Below are 20,303 nucleotides of genomic sequence, written 5' to 3'. Positions count from 1 at the left end.
AGGGAATCATGGGTCCGGACCGGGGTCGGGATACGAACAGGGGTGCGGGTGAGCGGGAAGATAGCGGGACTGTCGGCGACTTGGTGCGCCACCCGGCTGGCGCTACTGCTCTTCGTCTTCGGGGTGTACGTCTTCCCGGGCCCCGACGTGACCACCGACGTGTCGGTGATCTACCAGGGCTGGTACGAGGTGCTGCGCCAAGGAACGTTTCCGCTGGCCGATGTGACCTGGCAGTACCCGCCGGCAGCGGCGCTCGCGATCCTCTGCCCCGCCGCCCTGCCGTTCCTGAGCTACCCGCACGCCTTCTTCGTGCTGGTGTGCCTGGCCGATCTGGCCGTGCTGGCCCTGCTGGGGTACGCGGGCCTACGGCCCGGCCGGTCGCTGCGCGGGGCCTGGACCTGGGTGGCGGGCGTACCGCTGCTCGGCCCCACGGTGTACGCCCGTTACGACCTGATGGTGACCGCGGTGGCCGTGGCTGCCCTGCTCGCGGGGACCCGGCATCCCCGGGTGATGGGCGCGCTGGTGGGTTTCGGGGCGCTGCTGAAGGTGTGGCCGGCGCTGCTGCTGGTGGGCGCCACCCGGCTGCGGGCGTGGGTGTCGGCCGCGGTGGCCGCGGGCGGCGTCGCGGCCCTGTTCGCGGTGTCCATGCCGGGCGCCTTCGCCTTTCTCACCTTCCAGCGGGACCGGGGCACCGAGGTGGAGTCGCTGGGCAGCCTGGTCTTCCATGTGGCCCGGCACCACGGCTGGCAGGGCCAGGTGCTGCTGAACTACGGGTCGATCGAGTTCGTCGGCCCGTACGTGGGACTGGTCAGCACTGTCGCGATGGCGCTGAGCGGGGCCGCGCTCGGCTGGCTGGTGCTGTGGCGGCGGCGGGCGGCCCGGTTCGCCCCGCACACACTCGCGGACGCCGCCCTCACGGCGGTCCTCCTGTTCACGGTCACCAGCCGGGTGATCAGCCCGCAGTACCTGGTGTGGCTGATCGGGCTGGCCGCCGTGTGCCTGTGCTTCCGGGCCAGCCGTATGGGCGCCCCCGCCCTGATGGTCCTCGCCGCGGCCTTCGTGACGGTCCTCGAGTTCCCGATCGGCTTCATCCACGTGGTCGTGAGCGACACGTACGGCGTCACCCTGCTCGTCCTGCGCAACGGCCTGCTCGTCGCCGCCGCGCTCACGGCGGCCCGCGCACTGTGGCGCTCCACGGTCCCCGCGGCCGCCGCGACCCCGCTGCCCCCTCAGCCGACCCTCGCCAAGGAGACCTCGGCCACCTGACGCCGGCCCCGCCGCAGCAGCACCGCCACGGCCCCGCACTGCACGGCCATCGCGAGTGCCAGGGCCAGACAGACGCCGGGCAGGCCGAGGCCGGAGAGGGCGTACGCCAGGGGCAGCTGGACGGCGGTGCCGAGCACGGTGGCCCGGAGCAGCGCCGGGGCTCCCCCGCTGCCCTCGAAGACCCCGCCGAGCGCGATGCAGCAGGCCATCAGCAGCAGGTAGGGGCCGATGCAGCGCAGGAACAGCACGCCCTGGTGGGCGACCTCGGGTCCGGCGCCGAAGGCGGCCGTGATCCAGGGGGCGGTGGCGGCGAACAGGACGGCCGCGGTCAGGCCCAGCGCTCCGGAGAGGAGCATCGCCTGCCTCCCGATGGCCCCGCGCGCGTCCTGTCCCGCGCCCCGGGTGTGCGCGGTGTGGATGGCGGCGGCCTGCCGTACCGCGTAGAAGGCCATGGTGGCGACGTACAGGACCTTGTACGCGATCGAGTAGGCGGCCACCGCCGTCACCCCGAGCCGCGCCACGATCGCCACCAGCACCAGGGCCCCGCCCTGCCGCACGGTGAAGTCGGCGGACATGGGCAGGCCGGTGGTGAGGGTGCGGCGCAGGGCGGCGCGGACCGGTTCGGCGGGCGGGGTCTCGGCCGCCGTGCGCAGCAGCGCGTCGCGGCCGAGCGCGCGCAGGCCCACCGCCAGGGCCGCGCCACGGCACAGGACGGTCGACAGGGCGGCGCCCCGGACGCCGTAGAGGTGGATGAGGACCGGGTCGCAGAGCAGGATCAGCCCGTTGGCCAGCAGGGCGAGCCGCATCGGGGTGCGGGTGTCGCCGGCGCCCTTGAGGAGGCCGTCGACGAGCTGCTGGGCGAAGAAGACGGCCATGCCCGGCAGGGAGATCGCGAAGTAGGCGGCCGCGAGGCCGAGGGCCGCCGAGTCGCCGGCGCCCAGGACCAGGCGGGCCAGCGGCTCGCGCAGGAGGAACCCGCCCACCACGACCACCGGTGTGACCAGCGCGCACAGCGCCCGGCCGCCGCGCACCGCGGCCCGCAGGGCGGCGGGATCACGGGCTCCCCGGGCGTGTGCGACCAGCACGGTCGTGCCGGAGGCGAAGACCAGGGCGATGCCGAGCAGCACGTTCTCGGTGTTGGTCGCGACGGCGACGGCGGCCACGGCGGCACCGCCGAGCCGGGAGACCCAGACGGTGTTGATGATCCCGGAGGCGACCGAGGCGAGAAGCGAGAGGTAGACGGGGTGGGCGAGCGAGACGAGTTGCCTGCGGTGCGCGTTCACAAAGAGCCCCCTCTTATCGATGTACCTCTAAACGAGGTACATCGATAAGAGCTAGCATGGACCCGACGTCCGCTGCAAGGAGGAATGCGCGTGCTGGAGCTGTCGATCCTGGGCTTCCTCGCCGAGGAACCCCTGCACGGCTACGAGCTGAAGGAGCGCATCAAGGCGCTGAGCGGCCATGTCCGCCCGGTCAGCGACGGCGCCCTCTACCCGGCCATCAACCGGCTGGTCGCCGCGGGCAAGCTCGACCAGCACACCGAGGAGGGCGCGAGCGCCGCCCCGCGCCGGGTGCTGTCGCTGACCGCGAAGGGCCGCGCGGACCTGATGGAGCGGCTGCGCACTCCCCAGCAGGCCGAGATCACCGACCACGTCCGCTTCAACACCGTCCTCGCCTTCCTGCGGCACCTGGCCGACCCGGCGGAACAGGCCGCGGTACTGCGCCGCCGCCTGGACTTCCTGGAGACCCCGGCGAGCTTCTTCTACCGGGACGGTGAGCCGGTGCGCGCGGAGGAGGCCGACGACCTGTTCCGGCAGGGCATGCTGCGGGTCGCCCGGGCCACCGGCACGGCCGAGCGGGCATGGCTGCGCGAGGCGATCGAGGTGCTCGGTCAGCGCAGCTGAGCGCGCACGTACCGCCGCCACTCGGCGGTGAACGCCTCGGGCTTGGTCTTGAGCACCTTCCTCAGCGCCTCCTCGACCGCGCCGGGTCGCTTCTGGTGGTCGCCGACGGCCCGGTAGAAGGCGCCCAGCCGGGCCCTGCCCCAGTGGTCGGCGATCATCCGGCAGGCGAGCCAGCCGCCCTCGTAGGCCTGGGCGAGGCGGGCGGGGTCGCGGCTGAAGCCGAAGTCCTTGTCGGCGGGGAGGCTCGTGGGCACCTGGCTGTCCTTGACCGCGCGGGCCAGTTCCGGTGCGGCCTCGGCGGGCGTGCGGCCGGTGCCGAGGTAGCCGATCCAGTCGGCGTAGCCCTCGGAGAGCCACAGCGGGGTGGCGGCGTTGGTGTGCGCGCGGGTGGCCACATGGGTGGTCTCGTGGGTGAGCACGACCTGCTTGCCGACGCCGCCCAGCATGGCGTACGCATCCGGGTTGACGACCACCCGGTCCGCGGGCGCCCGTCCCGCGCCGCCCACCTCGCCGGTGGTGACGGCGGCGATGCCCCGGTAGTTGGACGCGGGCGAGCCCAGCAGCCCCGCCATGCCCTCCAGCGTGCGCGGGACGAGGACGACGACCCGGCCGGCCCAGTCCGTGCCCCACGCCCGGGAGACGGCCGGGACCGCGTGGTCGGCGAGCCGGGCGTAGGCGCGCAGGTCGCCGGCGCTCTGACCGGCCCCGAGGACCAGGCTGTGCGCGCCCTTCGCCGCGGTCACCGTGCCCTGGTCCCACAACTGCTCCCCCGCCTTGTGCGCGGGCTTGTCGGCGGTGACGTACCACTTGCCGTCGGCGGTGCGGCCGAGGGTGAGGGTGCGGCGGACGCTGACCGGGGCCCGGTCGTAGCCGGCGATCCGGTAGCGCAGTTCGGCGTCGGCGGTGGCGCCCTTGCCGCCGTGGTGCACGGCGGTCACCCGGTAGGTCCAGGAGGCCAGCGGGAGCGCCCGCAGGCGGGCGTACGCGGTCCGGCTGCCCGTCGCGCCGTACGCCGTCTCGTCGTGCCGGAGCAGGGCCGCGGAGCGCCGGTCGAGCACCTGCTGCACCCCGGCCCTGGCCGGGTCGACCGCGGTCCGGTCGCCGCATCCGGCGAGGGGCGCCGCGAGCAGCAGACAGAGCCCCACCACCGTGGAGCGCCATGCCCGCCTGTGACCAGCCATTCGCCGATCGTACGGGGTGGAGAGGGCGGTCAGGGCCGGGTGACCGAGGAGACGGGCATCATGCCGACCGGGTCGTAGCGCACCGGCGCGCCCGGATAGGGGGCGTGGATGACCTGGCCGTTGCCCACGTACATCGCCACATGGCTGGCGTCGGAGCGGTAGACGACCAGGTCGCCGGGGCGCGCCTGAGAGAGCGGGATCTGCCGGCCGGCGTACCGCTGCTCCTGCGAGGTGCGCGGCAGATGGACGCCGGCGTGCCCGTACGACCACTGCATCAGGCCCGAGCAGTCGAAGCCGGAGGGGCCGGTCGCGCCCCACACATAGGGCCGGCCGAGGGCGGAGCGGGCGGCGGCGACGGCGGCCGCGGCGCGGGCGTCGGGGGCGACGGCGCCGGACAGGTCGGGCAGGTCGACGCGGTCGGTGCCGTCGGAGCGGGAGGCCCGGTCGTAGGCGGCGCGTTCGGCGGCGGGCAGGGCGTTGAGCAGTTGCCGGGCCCTGGCGAGCTTCTTCTCCACGGTCCGCTTGTGCGTGGCGACCGCCTTGCGGCTCTGCTCCAGCGCGGCGAGCTTCCCGGCGGCCTCGGCACGCTCCTGGGCCAGCTCGCGCATCGCCGTGCTCAACTCCCGCAGCCGGCCGGCCTGCTGGGCGCCGATGCGGTCGAGGGTGGCCGCCTTGTCGAGGTAGTCGTCGGGGTCGTCGGAGAAGAGCAGGGCGACGGCCGGGTCGAGGCCTCCGGCGCGGTACTGGGCGCCGGCCAGCGAACCGAGCGCCTCGCGCATGGTGTTGATGCGCTGCTGCTGCCGGGCGATGTGGTCCTGGGCGTCCCGGATCTCCCGGCGCAGCACGTCGGCCCGCTCGTCGGCCTTGTCGTAGGCCTGGGTCGCGCTCTCGGCCTCCTCGTAGAGGCGGTCCACCTCGGCACGGGTGTCGCCGTGCGGCGCTGCTTGGGCGGGTACGGCGCCGAGCGCGGCGGCCGCGGCCGACAACACACACAGGGCGACGCCGGCCCCTCGATTGAACCCGGACAGTGCAAGGCGGCGATGGGACCCCACGGCAGTCCTTCTGCTGGCGGACAGAGACGGCCTCCCCGGCGCCGGGGACGGGGAGGCCCCTGCGCCGGGGAAACGCGGCAGACAGTAGCCGTGCGGAAGGACCGCGCCGAACGACATCGAGGGGCGCACAAACCTGACGCCCCGCCCCTGACGCAGGTCATGGGCGGGGCGTGGAGTCAGTTTCGGTGCACGGGAATTCGCCCGTTCGGGCGCCCCCGAGTCAGCGTCGCGGTGTTGTCAGACCCGGACGCCGAACTGGAACGGCATGTTGCTGATCGACTCGTAGCGGACCACGGCGCCGGTGTGCGGGGCGTGCAGCACCTGGCCGTTGCCGGCGTAGAGGCCGACGTGGTGCAGGTCGCCGTAGAAGAAGACCAGATCGCCGACCTGGAGCTGGCTCTCCGAGAGGTGGGCGCCGATGTTCGCCTGCGCCTCGGAGGTGCGCGGTATGGAGACGCCGGCCTGGGCGTAGGCCCAGGAGGTCAGGCCCGAGCAGTCGAAGGAGGAGGGACCGGAGGCGCCGTAGACGTAGGGCGAGCCGATCTTGCTCTGCGCGGCGGAGAAGGCGGCGGCGGCCCGGCCGGAAGCGGAGGAGTCGTCGCCGAGGTCCACGCGCTCGGTGGAGGAGCGGTTGGCACGCGCCTGCTCGGCGGCGAGCGCGGCCTTCTCCTTGGCGGTCAGGGTGTTGAGCAGCTTCTGCGCCTCGGCGAGCTTGCCCTGGACTTCCTTCTTCTTGTTGCCCAGCTCGGTGCGGGTGGCGGCGAGGTCCTTGAGCTTGTCGGTGGCCTCTGCCCGCTCCTGGGCGAGTTCGCGCTGTTTGTCCTGAATCTTCTGCAGGGCCTCGACCTGCTGGCTGCTCAACTGGTCGAGCGTGGAGGCCTTGTCGAGGAAGTCGTCCGGGTTGGAGGACAGGAAGAGCTGGACCGAGGAGTCGATACCGCCGGAGCGGTACTGGGCGGTGGCCAGCGAACCCAGGCCGTCGCGCAGCTTGTTCAGCTCCTGCTGACCGCGGGCGACGTTGTCCTGGATCGTGGATATTTCCTTCTGCAGCTTCTGCTGCTTCTCCTTGGCCCCGTTGTACTTCTCGGTGGCCTGCTCCGCCTGCTCGTAGAGGTTGTCGACCTTCGCCTTGACCTCGTCCTTGCTGAGCTTCTCGCTCGGCGCGGCATTGGCGGCGTTCGCGCTGAGCGCGACGGCAGCGGCGGCTGCGGTGGTCAGCACGGTGACACGCGTGCGGCTCGGCTGCTTGGGTCGACGGTGGGACGCCACGGAGGAGGAACTCCTTCTTGTGAGTGATCACCCGCTCGGAGGTTCGAGCCCAGACCCTAGTGACCCACTTGTGATCAGTTCAAATCCTCGCGGCAAAAAACCCTGTGACGCAATGCATTCTTTGCACATAACTCACGTGCAGTGAGACGCGATTGACCCTACGTGGCGTGAGAGTCAGGTCAATTCGGGCATTGCGTATGTGCGTTGGACCTTCAGGACAGTCGCTTCAGAAGTACCGCAGAGGCGACGGGACGGGCACCGGCCTTCGCGACCCCGTCGGCCACCTCCCGGTCGGTCGAGGCGACGATGACCGGACGGCCCGGGGGCTCCGCGCGCACCAGCTGACGGATCAGCTCGTCGGCCGTGATCCCCGGCTTGGAGAACAGCACCCGCACCCCGCGCGGCGGCGCGAGCAGCACCGGCGCGGCCAGTTCGGCGCCGTCGAAGACGCACGTCACCTCGGCGCCGGTCTGCGCGGCGAGCGCCGACAGCTGGCCCAGGAGCCGCAGCCGCTGCTTCTCCAGCGGCATCTGCGGATAGCCGGTCTTGGTGACGTTGTAGCCGTCGACCACCAGATGCACCTGCGGCAGCGCGAGCAACTGGTCGAGGATCGCCGGGTCGTTCTCGGACAGGGCCCGGGCCGCGATGTCCTTCGGGGTCATGCGTCCCGGTTCGACCGCGTCCACGGTCTCGGCCGGGCGCACGGAGACCGGGGGCAGGGCGAGTTCGCGCCGCAGCCCCTGAGTGGCGTCCAGCAGGGTGTCGAGCAGCAGCCGTACCCGCATGTCCTCGACGCTGCGCCCCTCGCGGGCCGCCCGGCGGGTGGCCTCCAGCCCGGCCTCGGCCTCGCCCAGCCGGGCCTTGAGCCGGCGGGACTCGCTCTCGGCGGCCGACAGCTGCGCCTGCCCCTCGGCACGCACGGTCTCGATCTCGCCCTGCACCTTGCGCAGCGCGGCCTCCCCGCGCTTGACGTCGCTGAGCGCGGCCCGGAGCTTACGGTGAAGCGATTCCGCTTCCTTCTTCGCCGACTCCAGCTCGGTGCGCAGCCGTTCGGTCTCGGTCCGGGTCTGCGTCCGGGCCTGGGCCAGCTCCTCGCGCAGCCGCTCCAGCTCGGCCCGGCTCTCCTCGTCGGCCCGCTCGGCGTCCGCGCGCTGGGCCTCCTCGCCGGCCGCGGTGACCAGCTTCACCCAGCCCGCCGGGCGCAGCACATAGGCCGCGGCCGCCACATCGAGCGGGTCCGCGGCCGGGGGCGGCGAGCCGGAGTCCAGGGCGCCGGACAGCTCCGGCTGCGCCTCTCTGAACTTCTCCCCGATCCGCTGCCGGAAGAGCGGGTCGGTCTCCAGCGCGGCCGCCATCGCGTTCCCGGCGAACTTGGCCCGCCGGTTCGGGGCGAACCGGGCGTACTGCCTCAACTGGGCGGGCAGTTCCGCGACGGTCAGGCCGCCGAACCCGTCGGAGACGATCTGCACGACCCGCCGGCGCACGCCGTCGGGCAGCGGACGGTCAAGCACCTCAGCGGTGCCGTCGCCCGGCCCCCCGCCTGCGGTCTCCACCATCCGTCACACCCCAATACCCTGTACGGGGCCCGCTCCGCTCAGGAGCCGGCGCCCGGCCTGTCCACGAGTTCCACCTGGTCCACCGCGTTGCACCAGCGGCAGCGGACCGACTCGATGGTCTCACTGACCACCTCGCGCTCCTCGACCGTCGGCTCACCGGCCAGGTCGAGGTGGATGTACTCGACGACCTTCGACGAGCGGGTCACGTCGAAACGGGTGAGGTTGCCGCAGAGGGTGCAGCGCCATCGCGTCGTGGCGGTCGGCAGGGGAACCGTCATCGTGGCTGTTCGCTTCCTTACTCGGGTCGGTCCGCGCCGCTCCTCGACGCGTGTGGCTCGTAACCCTACGGCCTGGCGGGTACTCACCGCCCGTCCGTCCACGGCGGCGAGGCGGTCTGTCAGGTTGCGTCCCCTTACGTCATGCTCTGTAGTCATGATCAACGCCTGGAGCACGACGGCCGGCCGCACACTCAGGGCGCTCCGGGACACCTCCGCGCCGATGACGTACATCCTCATCGCCCTGTGCTCACTGATCTTCGTGCTGGGCCCGGCCTCCGGGCTCACTCCGGCGTACGGCTCCGCGGACGCGCTGCCGGCCGCGCAGCGCGCGTACTTCCGGCGCTGGGGGGTGGTCCCGGCGGAGCTGTTCCACGAGCCCGTCCGGGAGGCCCTGACCCCGGTCACCGCGCTGTTCGTGCACGGCAGCTGGGTGCATCTGCTCGGCAACATGCTCTTCCTCTTCGTCTTCGGGGTGATGACCGAGGAACGGATGGGCCGGGTGGAGTTCACCCTGTTCTACGTCGGCTGCGGCTATCTGGCCCTGCTGGGCTACGCAGCCGCCAACGCCACCTCCGAGCAGTCGCTGGTGGGCGCGTCCGGGGCGATCTCGGCGGTGCTCGGGGCATTCCTCTACCTGTTTCCCCGCGCCCGTGTGACCAGTCTCCTCCCCTTCCTGTTCTTCCTGCCGATGCGCTTCCCGGCCTGGGTCGTGCTGCCCTTCTGGGCCGCCCTGCAGTGGCTCGCGGCGGGCCGCTCCGGCGAGGGGCCCGGGGTCGCCTACCTGGCACACCTGGTCGGCTTCGGGGTGGGGTTCGGCTACGCGTGGGTGCGCTACGGACGCACGACTAGAGTGAACCCTGCACCGGCTCCGGCACCCGAGGGAGAGAACCCGTCGTGATCACCGCGATCGTCCTGATCAAGACCAGCGTGGACCGGATCCCCGAGATCGCCGAGCAGATCGCCTCGCTGGATACCGTCAGCGAAGTCTTCTCCGTCACCGGTACGTATGACCTGATCGCCATGGTGCGGGTACGCCAGCACGAGGACCTGGCCGACGTGATTCCGGGGCGGATCAGCAAGATCCCCGGGGTCGAGGCCACGGACACGCACGTCGCCTTCCGTACGTACTCGCAGCACGACCTCGAGGCGGCCTTCTCGATCGGGTTGGACAACTGATCGACTGAAGACCGCCTCACCGGGCGTTCAGAGACTCACACCGCCGGGACGCAGCGGCCGTCCTCCGTGCGGTACTGCCACTGCGCGCCGTCCGTGACCAGTTCCCGTACCGCGTTCACGAAGCGCTCCACGTGCTCGTCCGGCGTGCCCGCGCCGAAGCTCACCCGGATCGCGTTCAGGGACTTCTCGCCGGGGGCGGCCTCGGGGGCGCCGCACTCGCCCTGGATCTGGGGGTCGGAGCCGAGGAGGGTGCGGACCAGCGGGTGGGCGCAGAAGAGGCCGTCGCGGACGCCGATGCCGTACTCGGCGGAGAGGGCGGCGGCGAAGTGGGAGCTGTTCCAGCCGTCCACCACGAAGCTGATCACGCCGACGCGAGGGGCGTCGTCGCCGAAGAGGGAGAGGATCCTGACCTCGGGGACCTCGGCGAGGCCCTCGCGGACCTGGGTGATCAGGTGCTGCTCGCGGGCCACGAGGGTGTCGAAGCCGGCCTCCGTCAGCGCCTTGCAGGCGGAGGCGATGGAGTAGGCGCCGATGACGTTCGGGGAGCCGGCCTCGTGGCGGGCGGCGGTCTCGTGCCACTGCACGGCCACTCCCCCGTCCTCGCGCCGCGTGACCTTGCGGCTCGCGCCGCCGCCCGCGAGGTACGGCTCGGCCGCGACCAGCCAGTCGGCGCGGCCGGCCAGGACGCCGGAGCCGAAGGGGGCGTACAGCTTGTGGCCGGAGAAGGCGACCCAGTCGACGTCGAGGTCCTGGATCGACACCGGGTGGTGGGGGGCCAGCTGGGCCGCGTCCAGGACGATCCGGGCGCCGTGGGCGTGGGCCGCGGCGGCCAGCTCGCGGACCGGCCACAGCTCGCCGGTGACGTTGGAGGCGCCGGTGACGCAGACCAGGGCCGGGCCGTAGCCCCCTTCAATGGACACAGTGCGGTCGGCGAGGGCCCGCTCCAGGGTCTCGACGGCCTGCTGCGGGGTGCGCGGGGCGTTGAGGTAGGTGACCCGGGCGTCCTGCCAGGGCAGCAGGGAGGCGTGGTGCTCGGTCTCGAAGACGAAGACCTGGCAGTCGGCCGGGATCGCCCGGGCCAGCAGGTTCAGCGAGTCCGTGGTCGAGCGGGTGAAGATCACCTGGTCGTCCGCGCGGCAGTCGAGGAACTCGGCGACCGTCCGGCGGGCGTTCTCGAACAGGTCGGTGGAGAGCTGGGAGAGGTAGCCCGCGCCGCGGTGGACGCTGCCGTAGTACGGCGCGTAGGCCGCCACGTCGTCCCAGACGCGCTGCAGGGCGGGGGCGCTGGCCGCGTAGTCGAGCGCCGCGTAGGTGACCTCGCCGCCGGTCACGAGCGGGACGGTGACATCCCGGCCCAGAACGGGCAGCGGGGCACAAACGGACTGGGCGGAGGCAGCGGTGGAGACAGACATGGCGAACTCCTGTGAGGGGTAAGCGAAATCGCCGTACCGGACGGTGCGTCGACGGCACGGGAGAAGGTGAAAGGGGTGTGCGGAGGCGGGGCTCGGCGCCCTATCGCATTCGCTTGCTCACAGAAGGCTCCCTCGATGACCAGGACCCCTGGTGTCTTTCGAGGGGCCCGCGCTTGCCGTAGACCTCGCTGCCTACGACCTGGTCTTCACCCGGGGCACCCCGCCACGGACGGAGGGTTGCCGGACAGTCGGCCGGGGCCTCATGACTGTCACTCATGACCTGGACAGGAACGTACGTGAAGTGATCGCGGTCCCGCAACTCCTGTCCGGATCGCGGGACCGCACCTCGGATCCGTCAGCTGTTGCTGGCCGCCACCCACCGCTCCAGCGTCCGCTTCGCCGCACCCGAGTCGATCGACTCGGCCGCCTTGGCCATGCCCGCCCGGAGCTGCTCGGCCAGGGGGGCCTCGGTCGGGTCGAGGGCCACCAGGGCCGCCGCCGAGTTCAGCAGGACCGCGTCCCGGACGGGGCCCTGCTCGCCGTCCAGCAGGCGGCGGGCGACCTCCGCGTTGTACGACGCGTCGGCGCCGCGCAGGGCCTCCACGGGGACGAGGTCGATGCCGACGTCCCGCGGGTCGAAGCTCTCCTCCGTGACCTTGCCGTCCCGGACCACCCACACCCGGGAGGTGGAGGTGGTCGTCAGCTCGTCCAGGCCGTCGTCGCCCCGGAAGACCAGGGAGGAGTTGCCGCGCTCGGCGAGGACCCCGGCCACGATCGGTGCCATCCGCGGGTCGGCGACACCGACCGCCTGGGCCCGCACCTTGGCCGGGTTGGTGAGGGGACCGAGCACGTTGAAGGTCGTACGGATCCCCAACTGGCCGCGTGCCGCGGCGACATGGCGCAGCGACGGATGGAACTTCACCGCGAAGCAGAAGGTGATACCGGCCTCCTCGGCGACCTCGGCGACCCGCTGCGGGGTCAGGTTGAGGTTGACGCCGAGCTTCTCCAGGACGTCCGACGCGCCGGACGCCGATGACGCGGCCCGGTTGCCGTGCTTGATCACCTTCGCGCCCGTACCGGCGACGACGATCGACGACATCGTGGAGATGTTCACCGTCTTCGCGCCGTCACCGCCGGTGCCGACGATGTCGACGGTCCGGCCGGGCACCTCGATCACGTTCGCGTGCTCGTACATCGCCCGGACCAGCCCGGTGATCTCGTCCACCGTCTCGCCCTTGGCCCGCAGTGCCACCACGAACCCGGCGATCTGCGCGTCGGTCGCCTCGCCGCGCATGATCAGGTCCATCGCCCAGGCCGTGTCGTCGGCGGACAGGTCCCGGCCGTCCAGCAGCCCGTTCAGCAGGGCGGGCCAGGAACGGCCCGCCGCGGTGTCGCCTCCAGCGGGGGTCACAGCGCTCATAGCCGCTCCTGGGTGTCGTAGAAGAACAATGTGGTCCCACCCTATCCAGCCCGGGACAGGGCGAAGGGCCCCGTCCGTAACCCGGACGGGGCCCTTCAGCGTGGCGTGGCGACGCGGGGATCAGTGGTGGCCGTGGCCGCTCGTGATCTCCTTGTACTCGTCGACAGTGGGCTTCGGGATCTGGTTGTCCTCGCCGTAGTAGGCGTTGCTGAGCTTGACGCGCAGCTTCTCGGACCCCTTCACCTTGCGCTCGACACCGTTCTCGTCGACCGTCGGGCCGATCTCGGCCGGCTCGTACTGGTGGTGAGCCGTGAGGGTGTGCAGCTGCTCCTGGCTGAGCGGCTCGTGCACCTCGATGAACTCACCGTGCGGCAGGCGCTTGATGATGCCGGTCTCGCGACCGTGCAGCACCTTGTCGCGGTCGCGGCGCTGCAGGCCGAGGCAGATCCGCTTGGTGACGAGGAACGCGATGACCGGTCCGGCGAAGAAGAAGATCCGGACGAACCAGGTCACGTCGTTGATCGACAGGTTGAAGTGGGTGGCGATGAGGTCGTTGCCACCACCGACCAGGCCGACCATGTACACGGTCACCCAGGCGACACCGAACGCGGTACGCGTCGGGGCGTTGCGCGGCCGGTCCAGGATGTGGTGCTCGCTCTTGTCGCCGGTGACCCAGGACTCGATGAACGGGTAGAGCGCGATCGCCGCCAGGACGAGGCCGAAGAGCATCAGCGGGATGAACACGCCCAGGACGAGCGTGTGACCCCAGAAGTTGATCTCCCAGCCCGGCATGTAGCGGACCAGACCCTCGGCGAAGCCCATGTACCAGTCGGGCTGGGCGCCGGTGGACACCTGGTCGGGCCGGTAGGGGCCCATGGCCCAGATCGGGTTGATCTGGGTCACCGCGGCGATGGCCGCGATCACACCGAAGACCAGGAAGAAGAAGCCTCCGGCCTTGGCCATGTACACCGGCAGCAGCGGCATGCCGACGACGTTCTTCTCGCTCTTTCCGGGACCCGCGAACTGCGTGTGCTTGTGGTAGAAGACCAGGATCAGGTGGCCCACCATCAGGCCGAGCATGATGCCCGGCAGCAGCAGGATGTGGATCGAGTAGAACCGCGCCACGAAGTCGTGGCCTGGGAACTCGCCGCCGAAGAGGAAGAACGAGATGTACGTGCCGACGATCGGCATCGACAGGATCGCGCCCTCGGTGAAGCGGACACCGGTGCCGGAGAGCAGGTCGTCCGGGAGCGAGTAACCGGTGAAGCCGGTGAACATGCCGAGGACGAACAGCAGGAAGCCGAACAGCCAGTTGATCTCACGCGGCTTGCGGAACGCGCCGGTGAAGAACACGCGCATCATGTGCACGAACATGCCGGCGAGGAAGATCAGCGCGGACCAGTGGTGGATCTGCCGGATGAGCAGACCACCGCGCACGTCGAAGGAGATGTGCAGGGTCGAGCTGAACGCCTCGGACATCAGCTGTCCCTGGAGCGGGACGTAGCTGCCGTGGTACTCCACCTCGTTCATCGACGGGTGGAAGAACAGCGTCAGATAGACACCGGTCAGGATGATGATGAGGAAGCTGTACAAGCAGACTTCGCCCAACATGAACGACCAGTGGTCGGGGAAGATCTTGCGCATGTTGGACTTGGCCAGGGAGTAGATCCCCAGCCGTCCGTCGGCCCAGTCGGCGACCCGCTCGCCTGCCGGGGCCTTGCCGCGTCGCTCGTTGTTCTCGTTGGTGCTCATCCGCGCTCCCAGAATGCAGGACCGACGGGCTCCTCGAAGTCGCCGAGCGCCTGGAGGTAACCCTCGTCGTTCACGCCGATGCGGAGCTGCGGCAGGGCGTGACCGGCGGGGCCGAAGATCACTCGGGCACCGTCGGAGAGGTCGAAGGTGGACTGGTGGCACGGGCACAGCACGTGGTGCGTCTGCTGCTCGTACAGGGAGATCGGGCAGCCGACGTGGGTGCAGATCTTCGAGAACGCGACGATGCCCTGGTGCGACCATTCGAGCTCGCGCTTGTCCTTGATGTTGTCCGGCTGGAGCCGGATGATCATCAGGGCCGCCTTGGCGATCTCGTTCTGGAAGTCCTCCTGTGCCTCCTCCAGGCCCTCGGGCTTGGCGAAGGTCAGCGAACCGACGGCGACGTCCTCGGGACGCAGCGGCTGGTTCGTGTTCATGTTGACGAGCAGCTTGCCCTTGGCCCACAGCGTGTGACGCAGCGAGGTGCCGGGCAGCGGACCGAGGTCACGCAGCAGCATGACGCCGGAGAGCGGCACCAGGGCCAGCGCGCCGAACATCGTGGTGCGGATCAGGCCGCGGCGGCCGATCGCCGACTCCTTGGCGCCCTGCTTGAAGTCCGCGTGGACCTGCGCACGGACCTCGGGAGAGGCCGCGATCGCGTGACGCTCGTCGGCGACCTCGACGTCGGACATCAGGGTGCGGGCCCAGTGGACCGCGCCCGCGCCGATGCAGAACAGCGCCGTGCCGAGGGTCAGGCCGAGCGCGAAGTTCAGCGCGCTGACGTGCCCGATCGGGAAGACGAAGATCGACTTGTCGTGCGGGATCGCCACGTAGGAGACGATGAAGCCGACGGTGGCCAGCATCGACACCGTGAACAGCAGGGCGACGACGCGTTCGGACCGCTTGGCGGCCCGCTCGTCGATGTCCTGGATCCGGTGCTCGTGAGGCGGCAGCCCCGGGTCCGCGAACGGGTTCTTCTCGTCCGCGACGGTCACGGCCGCGTGCGCGTGGTCCTGCTCAGCGGGCAGGTTCTCTTCTGGAATGTCTTGGCTACTCATGACTTCTTGGCCTTTGCGGTCCGAGCGGCGACCCAGACGGCTACCGCGATCAGCGCACCGAGGCCGAAGACCCACGCGAACAGGCCCTCGGTGACCGGGCCGAGACCGCCCAGCTCCATGCCGCCCGGCTGCTCCGTCTCGCTGCTGTTGATCGCGTTCAGGTACGCGATGACGTCCTTCTTGTTCTTCTCCGACAGCGTGGTGTCAGGGAAGGAGGGCATGTTCTGCGGGCCCGTCTGCATGGCCTCGTAGATGTGCTTCGGGTCGACGCCCGTCAGGTCCGGCGCGAACTTGCCCTTGGTGAGGGCACCACCCTTGCCGGTGAAGTTGTGGCACTGCGCGCAGTTGGTGCGGAACAGCTCGCCACCCTTGGCGATGTCCGCGCCCTCCGGGCCGTACTGGTCCTTCGTCGGCACCTCGGGACCGGCGCCCAGCGAGGCGACGTACGCCGCGAGCTGGTCGATCTGGGCCTGGGTGTAGATGTTCTTCTTCTTAACGACCTGCGGGCCCTGCGAGGTGGCGGCCGGCATACGGCCGGTCGCGACCTGGAAGTCGACCGCCGCGGCGCCCACGCCGACCAGGCTCGGGCCGTCGGAGGAGCCCTGGCCACCGGTGCCGTGGCAGCTGGCGCAGCCGACCTGGTAGAGCTTCTTGCCCTCCTTGATGGTCAGGGACTGGGAGGTTTCATCGGCCTGCGCCTTGCTCGCGGGCGCGAACGCGGCGTACAGCCCCCCAGTGGCCGCCAGCGCGAGGAGTAGGACGACGACCGCCGCCAGCGGATGGCGTCGTCGTGCGGAGAGCTTTTTCACGGATTACCCCGGTGTCAGGATCTTCTGCGTCGATGCTTCTGGATGTGCGGGAGCGGTCCCGGCTACTTGATCAGGTAGATCGTGGCGAAAAGGCCGATCCAGACCACATCGACGAAGTGCCAGTAGTAGGACACGACAATGGCGGCGGTCGCCTGCTCGTGGGTGAACCTCTTCGCCATGTAGGTGCGGCCGAGGACGAACAGGAAGGCGATGAGGCCGCCCGTCACGTGCATGCCGTGGAAGCCGGTGGTCAGGTAGAACACCGAGCCGTACGGGTCGGAGGACAGGGAGATCCCGTCCTTCTTCACCAGCTCCGTGTACTCGTAGATCTGACCGCCGATGAAGATCGCACCCATGATGAAGGTGAGGATGAACCAGCCACGGAGCTTCTTCACGTCCCCGCGCTCGGCGGCGAACACGCCGAGCTGGCAGGTGAGCGAGGAGAGCACCAGGATCGTGGTGTTCGTCGCGGAGAACGGCACATTGAGCGCCTCCGCCTGCTCCTTCCAGTGCGCCGGACCGGTCACCGATCGGAGGGTGAAGTACATCGCGAAGAGGGCCGCGAAGAACATCAGCTCGGAACTCAGCCAGATGATGGTTCCGACGCTGGTGAGGTTCGGTCGATTGACCGACGGGTGCGCGTGCCCGGTTTCTACTGTCGTTGCTGTCGCCACGACCGACATTATGTCGGTCGCTTATCCCGCCCTCACTCCGGGGGGTGCCGTTCGGAGTGTTGCTGCCCGCCGAACCGGTGTTGACGTGGTGTTCATGGGAGTAACATCCGCCCCGAACGGCCCTGTCCGTAGGACGCTGACGTCTCGGAGGAAGCATGCAGCCGACCGCTACCGTGCTGGTGTACAGCGACGACTCCAACACGCGGGAACAGGTGCGGCTGGCCTCCGGCCGCAGGCCGGCTCCCGATGTGCCCCTGGTCGAGTTCGTGGAGTGTGCGACTCCTGAGGCGGTGCTGCGGGAGCTGGGCAAGGGCGGCATCGATGTGTGCGTGCTCGACGGTGAGGCCGTGCCGATGGGGGGCATGGGGGTGTGCCGGCAGATCAAGGACGAGGTGTTCAACTGCCCGCCTGTGCTGCTGTTGATGGGGCGGCCTCAGGATGCGTGGCTGGCCACGTGGAGTCGGGCCGACGCCGCTGTGACGCTGCCGGTGGATCCTGTGGAGTTTGCCTCGGCCCTGGCTTCTCTGCTCCGTCAGAAGAGGTTGCTGAGCGCCTAGCAGCTCGGGGCGCGAGGGTATGTGCGCTAGTGCCGGTCGTGTGTGGCTGGTCGCGCAGTTCCCCGCGCCCCTTCAGGGCGCTCACACGGCCGTTGGCTGCAAGCGCAGGGCGTCCTGGGGTGCTGGGCCGTCCGGGGTGCCGTTGATGAGGGCGCTGCCTGTGCGCCACTTGTTCCAGTCGACGTTCCAGTCGCCGAAGCCGTTGCCGAACGGTTCCATCGGGTTGCCGTTGGAGTTGACGACCTTGACGATGTCGCCCTCGTGGATGTGGTCGAAGAACCACTCGGCGTTGGATGTGCTCATGCCGGTGCAGCCGTGGCTGACGTTCTCGTAGCCCTGGGAGCCCACTGACCAGGGCGCGGCGTGGACGTACTCGCCCGACCAGGTGACCCGGGTGGCGTAGTAGACCGGCAGGTCGTACGAGTCGGAGCTGCCCTCGGCGATGCCGACGGTGGTGCCGCGCATGCGTACGAAGTACTGCTTGGCCAGTACGACCTTGACCCCGTTGCGGGTCTCGAAACCGGGCTTGCCGGTGGTGACCGGGATCGACTGGATCGCCTGGCCGTTCTGGTAGTACGTCAGCTGGTGCGCCGAGGCGTCCGTGACGGCCTCGATCCGGTCACCGGTGGTGATCTTCAGTGCCTTGGACTTGCCGCCCCAGAGTCGGTCGCTGATCCGTACGCCGTCCAGGTTGCTGTGCACCTGGATGGTGGCGTGCGCGGGCCAGTAATCCTTGGGGCGGTAGTGGAGTTCCTTGTCGCTCACCCAGTACCAGGAGCCCTGGACGGCCGGCGTGGCGTCCACCCTGAGGGCGCGTTCCACGAGGGCCCGCTGCGCCTTGTCCTTGACCGCCTGGTCGAGCTGGGCGGTGATGGGCTGTCCGACGCCGTACTGGCCCGACTCGGGCCCGAACGTGACGTTCAGGCGCTTGGTGGTGGTGGGCTTGCTGGTGTCGAAGGTGAGGATCTTGCGGCCGGGCGCGCCGTCCTCGTCCTCCGTGCTCACCTCGACCGTGTAGTGGGCGTTGGCGGCCAGCGGGGAGGTGCTGTGCCAGCGGCTGCCGTCGGCGGCGAGTTCGCCCGCCACGAAGCGTCCTGTGGAGTCCTGGGCGGTGACGTCGGTGATCCGGCCGTCGTCGTCGCTGGTGGTGATCTCCAGGGGCTTGTCCGGGTCGGCCTGCTTTCCTGCGCCGGTGGGGCCGTTGAAGGAGATCATGTCCGCTGCGTCGTACGGCTTGGCCGACAGGGGGTTGCCGTCCGAACCGCAGCCGGTGACGCCCGCGCCGAGGGCGGCAACCAGCAGGGTGCAGCTGACGACGGTGCGGGTCCGCGGAGTGTGGTTCATATGATCACGCTATGAGATACAAGCCCCATTTGCGCGCTACGTAACTCATACGGGGGACGGCGCTGCGCAAAAGCAGGAGCCCGGACCCTCCTGACGGAGTGTCCGGGCTCCCGGTGTGCTCACTGCGTGCTACTGGGTGCGGTTCTCACCGTGGTAGTACTCGAACACCCAGCCGAACAGGCCGACCAGGATGAACGGTGCACCGAAGTACAGCAGCCACCAGCCGACCGCGACACCGAGGAAGGCCAGCGCGCCGCCGAAGCCCAGGGCGAGCGGCTGCCAGCTGTGCGGGCTGAAGAAGCCCAGCTCGCCCGCGTCGTCCGCGACGTCGGCCTCCTTGTCGTCCTGCGCACCCGCGTCGACCCGCCGGGCGGTGAAGCCCAGGTAGAAGCCGATCATGATGCTCAGGCCGAAGGCCAGGAAGAGCGCAGTGGTACCGGCCGGCTCCTTCGACCACACGCCATACACGATGGCCATGATCAGGATGAAGACGCTCAACCAGATGAACATCCGACCCTGGATCTTCACTTGCCGGCCTCCTTGCTGCCCGCGATGGCACCGTGACCGGAGTACTCAAGCTGCTCGAGGGCGGCGATCTCGGGGTGGTGCAGGTCGAACGCCGGGGATTCACTGCGGATCCGCGGCAGGGTGAGGAAGTTGTGCCGCGGCGGCGGGCAGGACGTCGCCCATTCGAGCGAACGGCCGTAGCCCCACGGGTCGTCCACGCCGACCGGCTTGCCGTACTTGGCCGTCTTCCACACGTTGTAGAGGAACGGCAGGATCGACAGACCGAGCAGGAACGAGCTGATGGTCGAGATCGTGTTCAGGGCGGTGAAGCCGTCGGCCGCCAGGTAGTCGGCGTAACGACGCGGCATACCCTCGGCGCCCAGCCAGTGCTGGACCAGGAAGGTGCCGTGGAAGCCGATGAACAGCGTCCAGAAGGTGATCTTGCCGAGGCGCTCGTCCAGCATCTTGCCGGTCATCTTCGGCCACCAGAAGTGGAAGCCGGAGAACATGGCGAACACGACCGTACCGAAGACCACGTAGTGGAAGTGGGCCACCACGAAGTACGAGTCGGAGACGTGGAAGTCCATCGGGGGCGAGGCCAGGATGACACCGGTCAGACCACCGAACGTGAAGGTGATCAGGAAGCCGGTGGCCCAGAGCATCGGCGTCTCGAAGGACAACGAGCCCTTCCACATCGTGCCGATCCAGTTGAAGAACTTCACACCGGTCGGGACGGCGATCAGGAACGTCATGAAGGAGAAGAACGGCAGCAGTACACCGCCGGTGACGTACATGTGGTGGGCCCACACGGTCACGGACAGACCGGCGATCGCGATGGTCGCCGCGATCAGACCCATGTAGCCGAACATCGGCTTGCGGGAGAAGACCGGGATGACCTCGGAGATGATGCCGAAGAACGGCAGCGCGATGATGTACACCTCTGGATGGCCGAAGAACCAGAAGAGGTGTTGCCACAGTAGTGCGCCGCCATTTGCCGCGTCGAACACATGCGCACCGAACTTGCGGTCCGCCTCCAGGGCGAACAGCGCGGCCGCGAGGACCGGGAAGGCCAGCAGCACCAGAACGGCGGT

20 protein-coding genes and 1 riboswitch are annotated in these 20,303 nt (G+C 69.9%); of the genes, 5 read left to right on the top strand and 15 right to left on the bottom strand.

Features of this window, described 5'->3' with window-relative positions; translation table 11 throughout:
• Positions 1-48: 48 nt before the first annotated feature.
• Positions 49-1,266, top strand: a complete 1,218-nt coding sequence (locus BEK98_RS31620; protein WP_425276635.1) for a glycosyltransferase 87 family protein — start codon at positions 49-51, stop codon at positions 1,264-1,266.
• On the opposite strand, the gene BEK98_RS31615 is transcribed toward BEK98_RS31620, so the two are convergent.
• The gene (locus BEK98_RS31615; RefSeq protein WP_094220149.1) at positions 1,230-2,549 is read right to left on the bottom strand and encodes an MATE family efflux transporter; all 1,320 of its coding nucleotides are present in this window, start codon (positions 2,547-2,549) and stop codon (positions 1,230-1,232) included. The two genes, BEK98_RS31620 and BEK98_RS31615, sit on opposite strands and share 37 nt — an antisense overlap.
• 90 nt (positions 2,550-2,639) lie before the next feature.
• On the opposite strand from BEK98_RS31615, the gene BEK98_RS31610 reads away from it, so the two are divergent.
• Positions 2,640-3,170, top strand: coding sequence for a PadR family transcriptional regulator (locus BEK98_RS31610; RefSeq protein ID WP_094220302.1), 531 nt, complete (start codon positions 2,640-2,642; stop codon positions 3,168-3,170).
• Here BEK98_RS31610 and BEK98_RS31605 read toward each other — a convergent pair.
• From BEK98_RS31605 to BEK98_RS31585, 5 genes are all read right to left on the bottom strand, one after another.
• Entirely contained in the window at positions 3,158-4,351 is a 1,194-nt protein-coding gene (locus tag BEK98_RS31605; protein WP_208643292.1) for a hypothetical protein, read from the bottom strand. The genes BEK98_RS31610 and BEK98_RS31605 overlap by 13 nt on opposite strands.
• 29 nt (positions 4,352-4,380) lie before the next feature.
• The gene (locus tag BEK98_RS31600) at positions 4,381-5,403 is read right to left on the bottom strand and encodes a C40 family peptidase (protein ID WP_094220148.1); all 1,023 of its coding nucleotides are present in this window, start codon (positions 5,401-5,403) and stop codon (positions 4,381-4,383) included.
• A 237-nt stretch (positions 5,404-5,640) separates the two neighbouring features.
• Complete coding sequence (locus tag BEK98_RS31595; protein WP_094220147.1) at positions 5,641-6,672, bottom strand: C40 family peptidase; 1,032 nt, start codon at positions 6,670-6,672, stop codon at positions 5,641-5,643.
• A 212-nt stretch (positions 6,673-6,884) separates the two neighbouring features.
• Positions 6,885-8,228, bottom strand: coding sequence for an NYN domain-containing protein (locus BEK98_RS31590; RefSeq protein ID WP_094220146.1), 1,344 nt, complete (start codon positions 8,226-8,228; stop codon positions 6,885-6,887).
• 38 nt (positions 8,229-8,266) lie between these two features.
• The gene (locus tag BEK98_RS31585; protein ID WP_094220145.1) at positions 8,267-8,506 is read right to left on the bottom strand and encodes a hypothetical protein; all 240 of its coding nucleotides are present in this window, start codon (positions 8,504-8,506) and stop codon (positions 8,267-8,269) included.
• A gap of 154 nt (positions 8,507-8,660) precedes the next feature.
• On the opposite strand from BEK98_RS31585, the gene BEK98_RS31580 reads away from it, so the two are divergent.
• Together BEK98_RS31580 and BEK98_RS31575 are read left to right on the top strand one after the other, a co-directional pair.
• Positions 8,661-9,404 (top strand): rhomboid family intramembrane serine protease, encoded by a 744-nt coding sequence (locus BEK98_RS31580; RefSeq protein WP_094220144.1) that lies wholly within the window; start codon positions 8,661-8,663, stop codon positions 9,402-9,404.
• Entirely contained in the window at positions 9,401-9,682 is a 282-nt protein-coding gene (locus BEK98_RS31575) for an Lrp/AsnC family transcriptional regulator (RefSeq protein WP_094220143.1), read from the top strand. Before BEK98_RS31580 ends, BEK98_RS31575 begins: the two co-directional genes overlap by 4 nt.
• A gap of 35 nt (positions 9,683-9,717) precedes the next feature.
• Here the strand turns inward: BEK98_RS31575 and BEK98_RS31570 are convergent, their stop codons facing one another.
• The 6 genes from BEK98_RS31570 to ctaE form a co-directional block, all read right to left on the bottom strand.
• Complete coding sequence (locus BEK98_RS31570) at positions 9,718-11,094, bottom strand: aminotransferase class V-fold PLP-dependent enzyme (protein ID WP_094220142.1); 1,377 nt, start codon at positions 11,092-11,094, stop codon at positions 9,718-9,720.
• 164 nt (positions 11,095-11,258) lie between these two features.
• A riboswitch (SAM riboswitch) is annotated at positions 11,259-11,375 on the bottom strand.
• 74 nt (positions 11,376-11,449) lie between these two features.
• Positions 11,450-12,514: an anthranilate phosphoribosyltransferase gene (gene trpD, locus BEK98_RS31565; RefSeq protein WP_094220141.1), complete on the bottom strand. Its 1,065-nt coding sequence runs from the start codon at positions 12,512-12,514 to the stop codon at positions 11,450-11,452.
• A gap of 120 nt (positions 12,515-12,634) precedes the next feature.
• Positions 12,635-14,266: a cytochrome bc1 complex cytochrome b subunit gene (qcrB, locus tag BEK98_RS31560; protein ID WP_094220140.1), complete on the bottom strand. Its 1,632-nt coding sequence runs from the start codon at positions 14,264-14,266 to the stop codon at positions 12,635-12,637.
• Complete coding sequence (gene qcrA, locus BEK98_RS31555) at positions 14,263-15,321, bottom strand: cytochrome bc1 complex Rieske iron-sulfur subunit (RefSeq protein ID WP_094220139.1); 1,059 nt, start codon at positions 15,319-15,321, stop codon at positions 14,263-14,265. The genes qcrB and qcrA overlap by 4 nt, the downstream gene beginning before the upstream one ends.
• Positions 15,318-16,130 carry a cytochrome bc1 complex diheme cytochrome c subunit gene (qcrC, locus tag BEK98_RS31550; protein WP_094220138.1) on the bottom strand — a complete coding sequence of 271 codons (813 nt, stop codon included), beginning with the start codon at positions 16,128-16,130 and terminating at the stop codon, positions 15,318-15,320. Before qcrC ends, qcrA begins: the two co-directional genes overlap by 4 nt.
• Before the next feature lie 62 nt (positions 16,131-16,192).
• Positions 16,193-16,813 (bottom strand): aa3-type cytochrome oxidase subunit III, encoded by a 621-nt coding sequence (gene ctaE / locus BEK98_RS31545; RefSeq protein ID WP_094220137.1) that lies wholly within the window; start codon positions 16,811-16,813, stop codon positions 16,193-16,195.
• Between the two features lie 146 nt (positions 16,814-16,959).
• Between ctaE and BEK98_RS31540 the strand changes: the two genes are divergently transcribed.
• Positions 16,960-17,361 carry a response regulator gene (locus BEK98_RS31540; RefSeq protein ID WP_094220136.1) on the top strand — a complete coding sequence of 134 codons (402 nt, stop codon included), beginning with the start codon at positions 16,960-16,962 and terminating at the stop codon, positions 17,359-17,361.
• A gap of 81 nt (positions 17,362-17,442) precedes the next feature.
• Here the strand turns inward: BEK98_RS31540 and BEK98_RS31535 are convergent, their stop codons facing one another.
• The 3 genes from BEK98_RS31535 to BEK98_RS31525 form a co-directional block, all read right to left on the bottom strand.
• Positions 17,443-18,705: a L,D-transpeptidase gene (locus tag BEK98_RS31535; protein WP_094220135.1), complete on the bottom strand. Its 1,263-nt coding sequence runs from the start codon at positions 18,703-18,705 to the stop codon at positions 17,443-17,445.
• A 129-nt stretch (positions 18,706-18,834) separates the two neighbouring features.
• The gene (locus BEK98_RS31530; RefSeq protein WP_094220134.1) at positions 18,835-19,233 is read right to left on the bottom strand and encodes a cytochrome c oxidase subunit 4; all 399 of its coding nucleotides are present in this window, start codon (positions 19,231-19,233) and stop codon (positions 18,835-18,837) included.
• Positions 19,230-20,303: cytochrome c oxidase subunit I (locus BEK98_RS31525; protein WP_208643291.1), on the bottom strand; the 1,074-nt coding region annotated here is incomplete at its 5' end. The genes BEK98_RS31530 and BEK98_RS31525, both read right to left, overlap by 4 nt.

It is taken from the genome of Streptomyces diastatochromogenes (genome assembly GCF_002242805.1).
Classification (GTDB): domain Bacteria; phylum Actinomycetota; class Actinomycetes; order Streptomycetales; family Streptomycetaceae; genus Streptomyces; species Streptomyces diastatochromogenes.
Note: the sequence above shows the minus strand (reverse complement) of the source record. Positions and strands in the feature narration are given on the sequence as shown.

Bases quoted from the DNA above. Each gene is read 5' to 3' on its own strand.
- BEK98_RS31570 (WP_094220142.1), bottom strand. From the start codon at position 11,094: ATGTCTGTCTCCACCGCTGCCTCCGCCCAGTCCGTTTGTGCCCCGCTG.
- BEK98_RS31605 (WP_208643292.1), bottom strand. From the start codon at position 4,351: ATGGCTGGTCACAGGCGGGCATGGCGCTCCACGGTGGTGGGGCTCTGT.
- qcrB (WP_094220140.1), bottom strand. From the start codon at position 14,266: ATGAGCACCAACGAGAACAACGAGCGACGCGGCAAGGCCCCGGCAGGC.
- BEK98_RS31540 (WP_094220136.1), top strand. From the start codon at position 16,960: ATGCAGCCGACCGCTACCGTGCTGGTGTACAGCGACGACTCCAACACG.
- ctaE (WP_094220137.1), bottom strand. From the start codon at position 16,813: ATGTCGGTCGTGGCGACAGCAACGACAGTAGAAACCGGGCACGCGCAC.
- BEK98_RS31535 (WP_094220135.1), bottom strand. From the start codon at position 18,705: ATGAACCACACTCCGCGGACCCGCACCGTCGTCAGCTGCACCCTGCTG.
- qcrA (WP_094220139.1), bottom strand. From the start codon at position 15,321: ATGAGTAGCCAAGACATTCCAGAAGAGAACCTGCCCGCTGAGCAGGAC.
- BEK98_RS31590 (WP_094220146.1), bottom strand. From the start codon at position 8,228: ATGGTGGAGACCGCAGGCGGGGGGCCGGGCGACGGCACCGCTGAGGTG.
- BEK98_RS31585 (WP_094220145.1), bottom strand. From the start codon at position 8,506: ATGACGGTTCCCCTGCCGACCGCCACGACGCGATGGCGCTGCACCCTC.
- BEK98_RS31580 (WP_094220144.1), top strand. From the start codon at position 8,661: ATGATCAACGCCTGGAGCACGACGGCCGGCCGCACACTCAGGGCGCTC.
- trpD (WP_094220141.1), bottom strand. From the start codon at position 12,514: ATGAGCGCTGTGACCCCCGCTGGAGGCGACACCGCGGCGGGCCGTTCC.